The following is a 12,329-nucleotide window of genomic DNA, read 5'->3' as shown; positions in this document are numbered from 1 at the left end:
GGGGTATTTCCTTGGAATACGTTGATCCCATAAAGGATATCCGCAAGATTACCGCAATAAAAAGGATTCTTAAAAAGCAATCCTTGCGTGATCTACTATTATTTGTTTTTGGAATTAATACTGGTCTCCGTGTCAGTGAACTGCTCTCTTTACGGGTGGGTGATATCTGGGAAGACGGGAAGTTCAAGGAGTTCCTTTATATAAAAGATGCAAAGACTTCGGAAGAGAGGGCTTTTTACCTCAATCAAAATGTGAGAGAAGCTGCGAAACATTATTTAGAAACCTTTGATTTCTCTACGGATGATTATTTATTCAAATCCAAAAAAAATCAGCAGCCTATCTCAAGGCAACAGGCATACAGGATTATTAATTGTGCGGCTAAGGAAGTGGGGATACCGGGAAAAATCGGAACCCATACGTTACGGAAGACATTTGGTTATCATGCCTATCGAAAAGGGATTGCTATTTCAATCCTGATGAACATTTATCATCATCATAGTCCTGGTGAAACATTACGGTATTTGGGAATCGACAAAAATGAAAAACTTCCTGTCAAAGTTGATGTGAATCTATAGGTATAACAGACTCCAGTTTCCTTAGAAAAGAAAAAACCCCCACATTTTTTTGTGGAGGTGTCACATCATAAAGTTTCTTTGACATAGTTATCAGTCACGGTTACTTGCAGTGTTTTTTGGTTTTTCATAAATTTAAAGATACCAGTATTGAAATCAGTGCCGATTTCTTTAAAGAAGATACCCTCGAATTCACTTTTCTTTGTATGTTCAAAGCTCAGCCGATAATGATTGTCTTCTTTTTCGAGATAGGCACGCACGCCTTTTTCGTAAAGGCCGTCTGGGTCATCTCTCAATGCCCGGGCGACGGATATTATATGAATGTCAACAAATGGAATATCTCGCAACAAAGTATTTATAATCGAACCTTTAGCAATCTGTTCCCAACGGCTTTGTGCTGTTTGACCAAGGATGATCTGTGAAATTTGTTTTTCACGTGCCACATCCGCTATTACTTTTGCAAACGGTCGTTTCTCATTATCTTTCAGTATGAATTCCTCTGCTTCCAATTCCTCGGCGAGCTGACGCCATCTCTCAATACTTTCGGATTTCTCAGCGTCTAGTTCATCAAAAGGACTTGGGTCCACTGTCAAGATATATAGGGGACAATCCAACATGTTGGCGATTTTACTGCCGCGCTGGATCAAGCGATCACCATTGGGGCCGTAATAGACACACACAAGGATGCTTTCGTCCATTCGGCTTTTGCATTTTTTCATTAAAAGTTCACCTCTAAATAGATGGTAGTTCATTGGACTATTACGAATATAGCCCATGCTAGATTTTCAGTCAATTATTATTACACAAAATAGCGTAAATATTACTAATATAAAAAGGGTTCGTTGGATATATCGTCACTTTTGTGTGTGCGTACAGTATTCTATGATGAAGGGAGCGCGAGGACATGATTAATTTAATGATTTTATTACCGTTTTTCTTTGCGGTTCTGATACCTTTCCTCCATAGTATGTTCAATAAAAGATTACATATAGGCTGGTTTGTTCTTTTTTTGCCGGTCATCATCTTTATCTCCTTATTACAGTATATCCCAATTACAACGGCTGGGAATACATTGACCAGTGAATTTATATGGCTGCCATCATTCGGGATTAATTTCACGGCTTATGTCGACGGATTGTCCCTCTTATTCGGTTTGTTAATCACAGGTGTCGGATCGCTTGTCATTTTGTACTCGATTTTCTATATGTCCAGGGCTCGTGAGGAGCTGCATAACTTTTATGTATATCTGATGTTGTTTATGGGGGCCATGCTTGGAGTCGTTTTCTCGGATAATGTTGTCGTCCTTTACGTGTTCTGGGAACTGACCAGTATTTCATCTTTCTTGTTGATTGCTTATTGGTACCAACGGAAAAAATCGAGAGAAGGAGCACGGAAGTCGATGCTAATCACCATTTTCGGTGGATTATCTATGTTGGCCGGGTTGTTGCTCCTTTCCATCATTACCGATACATATAGCATCCGTGAAATGATCTCCCAAGCTAAATCATTGCCGGAGAATGTCCTCTTTTTACCTGCGATGATTTTAATTTTACTGGGAGCTTTCACTAAATCAGCTCAGTTTCCGTTTAGTCTTTGGCTACCTGATGCGATGGAGGCACCGACACCAATCAGTGCTTACCTCCATTCGGCTACAATGGTCAAAGCCGGCATCTATTTGGTGGCTAGGTTAACCCCTTTGTTTGGCGGTGATGCAGTTTGGTTCTGGACGGTATCCTTGGTCGGAATTGTAACTTTATTATACGGATCCTGGAATGCAGTTCGTCAGAAAGATCTAAAGGCCTTGCTCGCTTATTCGACAATTAGTCAGCTCGGTTTGATCATGAGTCTACTAGGATTGGGGTCTGCTGCCATTTATTTTGGCTATGGCGATGAATCGAAAGTATATGCAATCGCTATTATGGCCGCTGTATTCCATTTGGTTAACCATTCAACCTTTAAGGGAAGTCTGTTCATGGTTGTCGGAATCATTGACCATGAGACAGGAACCCGGAATCTGCAAAGGCTGGGTGGGTTAATGAGCCTCATGCCGATTTCTTTCACGATCACTATGATTGGAAGTTTCTCTATGGCAGGATTACCGCCATTCAATGGCTTTTTGAGTAAAGAAATGTTTTTTACCGGCGTGGTGAATGCTTCAGGGATGGATATTTTCGGGATGGAAAAGTTCGGCATGATATTCCCTGTTGTTGCTTGGATAGCAAGTATCCTAACGTTCGTCTACTGTATGATTATGGTCTTTAAGACGTTCACTGGAGAACATAAACCTGAGATGCTGTCAAAGGCTGCTCATGAACCGCCCGTCGGTATGCTGATTCCGCCTGCTATATTGGCAATGTTTGTAGTGCTGATATTCTTCTTCCCCAACATTTTGGCAAAATACATTTTAGATCCTGCCCTTATATCAATCTTGCCGGATTATGCGGCAGCAGGAGGGTTGGGTAAGGAGATTAGTGCTTGGCATGGTTTTAATACAGAATTATTGATGACAATCGGTGTCGTATTAGTTGGCCTATTGCTATACAAGCTGCTGCCTAAGTGGATCAGGGTATTCGGCTGGTATCCGCAAAGCCTGACGTTTAACAATATATACAATGAGTCTCTGCTGCTTATGGAATCGCTATCTGCTTATGCAACGAAGAAGTACATGACTGGATATACACGTGATTACCTAGTTTATATTTTTGCGTTTTTTATTTTCATTGTTGGTGGTTCTCTGTGGCTGTTCAACGGTTTTGCTTTCGATATGTCTAAGGATTCACCGGTGAGCATTTATGAAGCTGTGATGGTCATTGGTATGGTGGTGACCGCTTTAATCGCACTGTTTTCCCAGTATCGACTGACATCGATTATTGCTGTTGGTGCCCTTGGATATCTAGTGTCTATTCTTTTCGTTATTTTTCAGGCACCGGATCTGGCGCTGACGCAATTGGTTGTGGAAACAGTGACAGTCGCTTTATTCCTGCTGTGCTTCTATCATTTGCCAGAGTTTCGAAAAGAAGTAAGTAAAGTTCGTTTCAAATTCACCAATATGTTGATTTCAGTTGGAGTGGGGTTGACGGTAACACTATTGGCCCTTTCCGCCAATGGTACCCGTTTGTTTGAAACGATTTCTGGGTATTTCGAAGATTCCTATACGCTTGCCGGAGCTAAAAATATAGTGAACGCGACCTTGGTTGACTTCAGGGGACTTGATACGATGGTCGAAGTGGCGGTCCTGTGTATTGCAGGATTGGCTGTCTTTACATTAATCAAGGTCAATGTTACAGGGAGGGATAAAAAATGAAGCCTAATGATATTTTATTGACGGCCGTAACAAAAGTTGCAGTATTGATTATCCTCACCTTTTCCATTGATTTGTTCTTCTCGGGGCATCACAACCCTGGAGGAGGATTTATCGGAGGGTTGGGAATTGCCAGTGCACTAGTACTCATGTATTTGACGCTTGGGACGGAAGCGGTCAATAAGATTATTCCTGTGGATTTTAAAACAGTGGCAGCGATCGGTGTACTGATTGCAATTCTTACGGGTGTCGGTTCATTTCTGTTCGGTGTTCCCTTTCTTTCCCAAACGTATGGTTATGTAGATTTTCCGATTTTAGGTAAAACGGAACTAGCTACCGCTCTTATATTTGACACTGGTGTAGCGTTAGCTGTCATTGGTTCAGCTGTGACAATCATCCTGAGCATAAGTGAGGATCGATAATTATGGAAACAGTTATGTCTATACTTGTAGGTGTTTTTTTCACAATTGGAACATATATGGTCCTATCCAAAAGCCTGCTGAGAATCATTCTTGGGACTTCGGTGATCGGCCACGCTGTCAATCTTTTAATCTTAACAATGGGGGGATTAAAGACCGGGGGTCCGCCATTGTTAGGATTGAAAAGCACTTCCTTTACAGACGGGCTGCCACAGGCGCTCATCCTGACAGCGATTGTTATTAACTTTGCAGTTACAGGTCTTTTTCTGGTGGTTGCCTATCGTAGTTACCGAGTCTTGGGAACTGACGATATGAATGAATTAAGGGGAAATGAAGATGAATAATATAATCATTCTGCCGGTCATTATTCCGCTTATCGCGGGACTTATCATGGTCATATTCAGAAAAAACTTATATGTGCAAAGATCAATTGCTCTTCTGGCAATTCTAGCCACGGGAATGGTTTCAGTGCTAATGGCTATGAAAGTAAAAGTGGAGGGCATACAGGTTCTGCAGGCAGGGGGATGGGCGGCCCCTTATGGAATTAGCCTTGTCGCCGATATGTTTGCGGTCATTCTGTTGATTATAACGGCATTTGTGTCTTTCTGTTGTTTGCTTTACGCCTATTACACAATTGGAAAGATAAGAGAGAAAAATTTCTTCTATCCATTGTTCTTATTTATGATCAGCGGTGTGAACGGATCTTTTTTGACCGGAGATATCTTCAATCTATTTGTCTTTTTCGAACTGATGCTGATTTCCTCCTATGCATTGATTACACTTGGCGGGGAGAAAAAACAGCTCAGGGAATCAATCAAATATATATTGATTAATGTCATGTCATCCTTCTTTTTCCTTGTGTCCGTTGCCTACCTATATGCTGTAACAGGTACATTGAATATGGCGCATCTGTCTGTCCGTGTTGCGGAAGCGGGACAAAATGGGCTGCTGACGACCGTTGCGATTTTACTGCTCATGGTTTTCAGCCTGAAGGCCGGTCTCTTGCTATTTCATTGGTTGCCAGGATCATATAGTGTTCCACCTACAGCGGTGGCAGCAATCTTTGCGGCTTTGCTCACCAAGGTTGGAATTTATGCTATTTTCCGTATGTTTACATTGATTTTCTATCATCAACCAGAAATCACTCACTTGTTGATCGGAATCCTAGGGGCAGCGACAATGTTACTCGGAGCTATCGGTGCGGTCTCGAGATGGGATATAGAGGGAATTTTGACCTACAATGTTATCATTTCTGTCGGTTTGATTATGGCCGGACTTGCTGCTTTCACAACAGGCAGCATTACAGGTTCAATTTATTATCTTGTGCATGACATCAATGTGAAAGCACTGATTTTTCTAATCGGCGGTACAGTTATTTACCTAACAGGCACTGCTAAATTAAAGGAAATCAGCGGCTTAATCCGGACTCATCCGTTTCTTGGCTGGATGTTCTTTGTCGCATCCTTGGCGTTGGCAGGTATCCCACCTTTCAGTGGTTTCCTCGGGAAGATGCTGATTACAAAAGGTACCTTTGAAGCCGGAGATTATTGGCTGGGGGCAATTGGATTACTATCAAGCTTGTTAGTGCTATATTCTGTTATGAAAATCTTCATGAATGCATTCTGGGGTGAGACAAACCTAAGTGAAGAAATGGAGAAAGGGACAACAAGAGGGGTTATTATACCAATTACGCTTTTGACGGCTGCAACAATTTTTCTGGGATTGGGTGGAGAAATAATCTCATCTTATATCCAGTTGGCTGCCGAAGGCTTGATGAACCCTGATTTATATATCGATGCGGTTTTAGGAGAATAGTAGCTAGTCTATAAACAAAAAGGGGTGGTCGTTGTGCCCGTTCAAGTCTTGCTTAATATATTCATTGGTTTCTTATGGATGCTCTTGCAGGATAAATGGAGTTTCCCTTCGTTCTTTGCCGGATATCTAGTGGGAGTCGTTATTTTGTTTTTTGTACGTCGCTTTTTCAACAAATCCTTCTACATGGGGACATTTCTCTCTATATTAAAGTTGCTATTTGTATTTCTTAAAGAGCTCGTTTCTTCTACGGTGCTTGTTCTGAGGCAGGTCACACGTAAAAAAATAGATGTTCAGCCGGCGGTTTTTGCCTTAAAGACAGATCTGAATGGAGATTGGGAAATACCAATGTTGGCTTTGCTATTATCGCTGACACCAGGCTCCGTGGTATTGGAGATTTCGCCGGACAACAAAACATTCTATATTCATGCCATGGACTTGAAAGAATCTAAACAAGCGATTATTCAGGCAAAAATGAGCTTTGAAAAGGCGATTAAGGAGGTTACACGATAATGTTTGAAAAAGCCATGACTGTAGCGCTATTCATTTTAACGTTATCCATTCTCATTTCCATCTATCGCCTCTATAAAGGTCCATCCATGCCAGACAGGGTTATGGCACTGGATTCAATTGGAATCCACTTAATTTCAGGTGTGGCTATTTTTTCTGTACTGTTCAAATCCCATGCCTTCTTGGACATCATATTGTTGTTAGGGATCCTTTCTTTTATCGGGACTATCGCGTTTGCGAGATTCATAGAAAGGGGTGTGGTCATTGAACGTGGAAATGATAAGTGAGTGGATTGCTGCTGTCTGTATTCTTACGGGGACAATCTTAACCCTTCTAAGTGGTGTTGGGCTGATTAGGCTTCCGGATGTTTATACACGATCCCATGCAGCATCAAAAAGTACAACACTTGGAGTACTATTCATCCTTCTGGGAGCATTTCTGTTTTTTTTAATTGGTGAAGGATATGTTAGTATACGGTTGCTTCTCGGAATATTCTTTGTATTCCTGACTGCTCCGGTAGCAGGCCATATCATCTGCCGGGCAGCTTATCGCTCAAACGTAAAACTTACCGACCGGACAGTCCGTGATGATTTGAAGAAATTATTGAAGTCTAAATGAAAGATAGTTGAACTGCCCACTAAAGGTTAGACTAAATCTAACTTTTATAGGGCAGTTTTAATTTGGAAAAAAAGCGATAGGATGTCTATTCAATTCAAACATTGAAACTATGGTATATTGACAGTACATAGTTAGTAAAGGAGTTTAGAAATATGGCAAAAAGTGTAGTCATTGCTGAAAAACCTTCCGTTGCCCGTGATATTGCGAATGTACTGAAATGTACAAAGAAGGGTAATGGATTTTTCGAAGGAAACAAATATATAGTTACTTGGGCATTAGGGCATTTAGTCACTTTAGCTGATCCTGAAGCTTATGATAATAAATATAAAACATGGAATCTAGAAGATCTTCCTATGCTTCCAGAACGTATGAAATTAGTTGTCATTAAACAAACTGGAAAACAGTTTAATGCTGTAAAAGCACAATTAAGTCGCGGTGATGTGAATGAAATAATTGTGGCTACTGATGCGGGAAGGGAAGGAGAATTAGTTGCACGTTGGATTATTGATAAAGCAAAAGTCAATAAGCCAATCAAGCGCCTATGGATATCTTCTGTAACAGATAAAGCGATAAAAGACGGATTTAATAACTTAAAACCTGGCAAATCGTATGAAAATTTATATGCTTCCGCAGTAGCACGCTCAGAAGCAGACTGGTATATCGGTTTAAATGCAAGTCGTGCATTAACAACTAAATTTAATGCACAATTAAATTGTGGTCGTGTCCAAACACCAACAGTTGCTATGGTAGCAGCACGTGAAGATGAAATCAAAAACTTTAAACCGCAAACTTATTATGGAATTGAAGCGCAAGCTGCTGGGCTTAAATTAACATGGCAAGATGTGAATGGTAATAGCCGCAGCTTTAATAAAGAAAAAATAGATGCAATTGTTAAATCGCTTGGATATAAAGAGGCGAATGTAGTTTCTATTGAACGCAAAGCAAAGAAAAACTTTGCACCTGCCTTATATGATTTAACAGAACTTCAACGTGATGCTAATAAGATCTTTGGCTATTCAGCTAAAGAAACACTGAATATTATGCAGAAACTATATGAACAACATAAAGTACTAACATATCCACGTACTGATTCACGCTATATATCATCTGATATTGTCAGCACCATTCCAGAGCGCTTAAAGGCAATCGGCGGTAATGAGTATCGTAAGTTAGTAAATAAGATTATAAATAAGCCTATTAAGGCGACGAAGGCCTTTGTTGACGACAGTAAAGTCAGCGACCACCATGCCATCATTCCAACGGAAGGCTTCGTTAACTATGCTGCCTTTAATGATAAGGAACGTAAAATTTATGATTTGGTAGTGAAACGGTTCCTCGCTGTTCTATTTCCGGCCCATGAATTCGAGCAATTAACAGTCCATGCGAAGATTGGCCCAGAGTCCTTTATCGCCCGTGGTAAAACAGTGATTCAGCCAGGCTGGAAGGAAGTCTATAACAATCGTTTTGAGGAAGAGGAATCTGGCGATGAGGTGAAGGAACAGTTACTTCCGAAAATCAATAAGGGTGACAAATTAGCAATTACGATCATATCGCAAACTTCAGGTCAAACTAAGCCGCCTGCGCGTTTTACAGAGGCTACTTTACTGTCAGCGATGGAAAACCCTACGAAGTACATGGAAACAAAGGATAAGAAGCTTGTAGATACGATAAAGATAACTGGCGGGCTTGGTACAGTTGCAACCCGTGCAGATATTATAGATAAATTATTCAATTCATTCTTAATCGAAAAACGTGGTGGAAAAGATATATATATTACTTCTAAAGGACGCCAGTTACTTGATTTAGTACCGGAAGAATTGAAGTCGCCAACCACAACAGCAGAGTGGGAACAAAAACTTGAGCTAATCGCTAAAGGGAAAATGAAAAAGGCTGTATTCATTAATGAGATGAAAGAGCATACAAAAGAAATTGTGGCAGAAATTAAAGCCAGCAATAAAAAGTATAAGCACGACAATATCTCCACAAAATCCTGCCCAGAATGCGGGAAACCTATGTTGGAAGTAAATGGAAAGAAAGGCAAAATGCTTGTTTGCCAAGATCGCGAATGTGGTCATAGAAAGAACGTGTCACGTGTCACTAATGCACGATGCCCTCAATGTAAAAAGAAAATGGAACTCCGTGGCGAAGGTCAGGGACAAATATTTACCTGTAAATGTGGATACCGTGAAAAATTATCTGCTTTTGAAGAGAGGCGTAAAAAAGAGTCTGGCGGAAAAGTGGATAAACGAACTGTACAAAAGTACTTGAAACAACAAGAAAAGGAAACGGAGCCTATCAACAATCCATTTGCTGATTTATTAAAAGGAATGAAATTTGACTAGAGAATTAAGTTGATTTTTCAAAGTCAAAAATGCCTATCCTAATTTCAGAGGATAGGCGTTTTTGTTAAAAATCAGGGACTGATGAAGATTAAGTGGTACCAGTTGAATTAACGAGCCTTTATGAAGAAGCAGTTCAAAAGTTTCATTTTGTATTGATAAAGAAGATACAAACTATATTTTTACCCTATATTGGAATAAACATCACATTTTGGATTAGTTTGATTTGTTTAAATTGTTTGTTAATTAGGAAACTGTATGTTACAATAAAACAGCAAAAAGGTTTGAAGATCAAAAAAATTTTTACAGTCTTTAAGTACATGCTTAGACAGAAAAGGTTTTTCTGGTTTTCTACTTTTAAAATTTTCACTAAAAGTTAGGGGGCCAAAAAAATGGTCGGAAAAGTAAAATGGTTTAATGCAGAAAAAGGTTTTGGTTTTATCGAGCGTGAAGATGGTGACGATGTATTCGTACACTTCTCTGCTATTCAAGGTGAAGGATTCAAAACTCTTGAAGAAGGTCAAGAAGTTGAATTCGAAATCGTTGATGGAAATCGCGGCCCACAAGCTGCTAATGTAGAGCGTATCTAATTAAATTAGAAAACCATCGGGTACAATCCTTTTCGGATTGTACCCTTTTTATATTGGCAAGCAAATAAAGCATAAGTTTCGCCTGGATGGAGCAGATTAATTGAGGATACAATCTGATATAAATCAAAGGGCGGAATAGGATATGAAAAAAGCAGCAGCGAAAGGAAATCAAGAAAAGAAAAAACTGCAGTGGTGGCAGCTTTCCCTTATAGGAATAGGCTGCACAATTGGAACCGGCTTTTTCCTCGGTTCCGGATTAGGAATCAGGCTTGCCGGGCCATCAATATTAATTGCTTTTTTACTTGCGGCATGTACGACATATATCGTATATGAGGCTTTAGCAAAGATGACGGAAAAAGATCCTCAAAAAGGATCTTTTCGTACATACTCCCGTAAGGCGTTTGGACGTTCTTTTGGGTTCTTAAATGGTTGGGTTTACTGGTTTTCAGAAATGCTTATAATGGGAAGCCAATTAACAGCTCTGTCTCTGTTTTCTAGGTTCTGGTTTCCTGAATATCCTTTATGGATATTTGCAGCCATCTACGGAGCACTTGGACTGATTGTTATTATTATTGGAGCAAAGCTGTTTGAACCGATGGAGAACGTCAGTGCAATCGTTAAAGTATCCGCAATTTTAATGTTTGTCATTATTGTGATTCTTGGCTTGTGTGGTGTGATTGATGGAAAAGGAACATTTGATATTCCTTCAACGGTTAAGGAGGTTTTTCCGACAGATTGGAAGAAAACTTGGTCATCTCTCGTTTTTGCTTTCTTTGCCTTTGGAGGTATTGAAGTACTTGGAATTATGTCTATGCGATTAGAGAAGAAAGAGGATGCTCCAAAAGCAGGAAGAGTCATGATTTTAGCGTTAACCGTCATTTACATCATATCCCTAGGCTTGGTCGTAATGCTGTTGCCATGGGATAAGGTTAATCTAAAAGAAAGCCCGTTTTTAACGGTCCTGAGTTATTATCCATTTAGGTTCATCATGCATCTTTTTAATGGAGCCTTGATCATTGCTGGATTTTCAACAATGTCTGCTTCACTCTTTTCCGTTGCGAATATGCTAATGACATTAGCTGAGGATCGAGATGCACCGAAAATACTGGGCAAAAAAGGGACCAAAAAAGGGAGATTCGCAATCCCATTGCCTGCTTTTGCTGTAACCGTGACTGGTTTGCTGATCTCGATCGTTCTATCGAGAGTGATGCCTGATAAGGTCTATGAATATTTTACGACAGGTGCGAGTTTACTGATACTGTACAATTGGATATTAATCTTATTGACGTATTCCAAGCTCGCTGACCTAAAAACAAAGGATAAAATAAAGCGTACTATAGGGCTTGGGCTTATTGCGCTGGCTATTGTTGGGACGGTCATTGAAAAGGATACAAGAATGGGCTTTTTCGTAAGTCTAGCTTTTGTTTCTTTTGTAGGCCTGATTACAATTATTATGGCGATGATTCGAAAACGAAAACGGCCTTTAACAAGGAGAAGAATCCATAACTAACAACTAAATTAGGGATTGAATCCCCATAACACCAAAATAAATCCCAAAGCCGACTAAGGAAACTCCAGATATGATTGAAATTCCTGCTAAGAGCTTATTGGTTAAATAGCGCCTAAATATGGATGCCATCATCGCCATCGAATAGTCCCAAATTAATATCCCCACAAGGATAGCCAAGCTGTTAATGATGATTTGTTGAGGAGATAAATGACTCACGGTTTTGGCGAGTACAGAGCCATAGATGCCAAGCCAAAAAAGAATGGATAATGGATTCAATAGCGACATAAAAAAGCCAGAGCGAAAGGAACGAGTGATATCCTTGTTCCGAATATTGCTTTGGTTTTTTTTATGATATACAGCAACCAGACTCTCTACTCCGGAATAAGTAAGCACGAAAGCGCCGAATAACCAGAGAAAGGTTTGGATAAGAGGAACTTGCATATATTGAGCCAACCCGGTATAAACAACAAGCATATAGCAGATGTCGGCTAGAATAGCGCCAAGCCCGAATACCCAGGCATTTAAGAATCCATGCCTTAAACCAATTTCCATTTGTGCAGCATTAATTGGTCCAAGAGGGGCCGATAAGGAAATTCCTAGATAGACATATCCCAATAATCCATACATACAATGTATACCTCCATTTTAATTGCTCAAA

Annotated in this window: 13 protein-coding genes; 11 read left to right on the top strand and 2 right to left on the bottom strand. The window is 40.1% G+C overall.

Annotation, left to right across the window (positions count from 1 at the left end; translation table 11 throughout):
- Positions 1–11: 11 nt before the first annotated feature.
- Positions 12–575 carry a site-specific integrase gene (locus tag AC4BHP_RS14005; RefSeq protein WP_490552901.1) on the top strand — a complete coding sequence of 188 codons (564 nt, stop codon included), beginning with the start codon at positions 12–14 and terminating at the stop codon, positions 573–575.
- Positions 576–640: 65 nt separating this feature from the next.
- Here AC4BHP_RS14005 and AC4BHP_RS14000 read toward each other — a convergent pair whose 3' ends face one another.
- A complete protein-coding gene (locus tag AC4BHP_RS14000) occupies positions 641–1,291 on the bottom strand; it encodes a universal stress protein (protein WP_066109492.1) in 651 nt (216 codons plus the stop codon).
- Between the two features lie 185 nt (positions 1,292–1,476).
- On the opposite strand from AC4BHP_RS14000, the gene AC4BHP_RS13995 reads away from it, so the two are divergent.
- The 10 genes from AC4BHP_RS13995 (at position 1,477) to AC4BHP_RS13950 (ending at position 11,671) form a co-directional block, all read left to right on the top strand.
- A complete protein-coding gene (locus AC4BHP_RS13995) occupies positions 1,477–3,876 on the top strand; it encodes a Na+/H+ antiporter subunit A (protein WP_490552898.1) in 2,400 nt (799 codons plus the stop codon).
- Positions 3,873–4,295, top strand: coding sequence for a Na(+)/H(+) antiporter subunit B (locus AC4BHP_RS13990; protein ID WP_066109486.1), 423 nt, complete (start codon positions 3,873–3,875; stop codon positions 4,293–4,295). The genes AC4BHP_RS13995 and AC4BHP_RS13990 overlap by 4 nt, the downstream gene beginning before the upstream one ends.
- 2 nt (positions 4,296–4,297) lie before the next feature.
- Entirely contained in the window at positions 4,298–4,636 is a 339-nt protein-coding gene (locus tag AC4BHP_RS13985) for a Na(+)/H(+) antiporter subunit C (RefSeq protein WP_490552895.1), read from the top strand.
- Entirely contained in the window at positions 4,629–6,107 is a 1,479-nt protein-coding gene (locus AC4BHP_RS13980; RefSeq protein WP_490552893.1) for a Na+/H+ antiporter subunit D, read from the top strand. Before AC4BHP_RS13985 ends, AC4BHP_RS13980 begins: the two co-directional genes overlap by 8 nt.
- A gap of 33 nt (positions 6,108–6,140) precedes the next feature.
- Positions 6,141–6,617 carry a Na+/H+ antiporter subunit E gene (locus AC4BHP_RS13975; RefSeq protein ID WP_490552890.1) on the top strand — a complete coding sequence of 159 codons (477 nt, stop codon included), beginning with the start codon at positions 6,141–6,143 and terminating at the stop codon, positions 6,615–6,617.
- Positions 6,617–6,901, top strand: a complete 285-nt coding sequence (locus AC4BHP_RS13970) for a Na(+)/H(+) antiporter subunit F1 (protein WP_066109471.1) — start codon at positions 6,617–6,619, stop codon at positions 6,899–6,901. Before AC4BHP_RS13975 ends, AC4BHP_RS13970 begins: the two co-directional genes overlap by 1 nt.
- Entirely contained in the window at positions 6,879–7,232 is a 354-nt protein-coding gene (gene mnhG / locus AC4BHP_RS13965) for a monovalent cation/H(+) antiporter subunit G (RefSeq protein WP_217491087.1), read from the top strand. The genes AC4BHP_RS13970 and mnhG overlap by 23 nt, the downstream gene beginning before the upstream one ends.
- Positions 7,233–7,384: 152 nt before the next feature.
- Positions 7,385–9,574 (top strand): DNA topoisomerase III, encoded by a 2,190-nt coding sequence (locus AC4BHP_RS13960; RefSeq protein WP_490552884.1) that lies wholly within the window; start codon positions 7,385–7,387, stop codon positions 9,572–9,574.
- 389 nt (positions 9,575–9,963) lie between these two features.
- Complete coding sequence (locus AC4BHP_RS13955; RefSeq protein ID WP_066109465.1) at positions 9,964–10,161, top strand: cold shock domain-containing protein; 198 nt, start codon at positions 9,964–9,966, stop codon at positions 10,159–10,161.
- Between the two features lie 142 nt (positions 10,162–10,303).
- Positions 10,304–11,671 carry an amino acid permease gene (locus AC4BHP_RS13950; protein ID WP_490552881.1) on the top strand — a complete coding sequence of 456 codons (1,368 nt, stop codon included), beginning with the start codon at positions 10,304–10,306 and terminating at the stop codon, positions 11,669–11,671.
- A gap of 3 nt (positions 11,672–11,674) precedes the next feature.
- On the opposite strand, the gene AC4BHP_RS13945 is transcribed toward AC4BHP_RS13950, so the two are convergent.
- Positions 11,675–12,298 (bottom strand): LysE family transporter, encoded by a 624-nt coding sequence (locus tag AC4BHP_RS13945; protein WP_490552879.1) that lies wholly within the window; start codon positions 12,296–12,298, stop codon positions 11,675–11,677.
- Positions 12,299–12,329 lie beyond the last annotated feature (31 nt).

Source organism: Pradoshia sp. Z4_20 (genome assembly GCF_058216035.1).
This window is presented reverse-complemented; position numbering and strand designations above follow the sequence as displayed.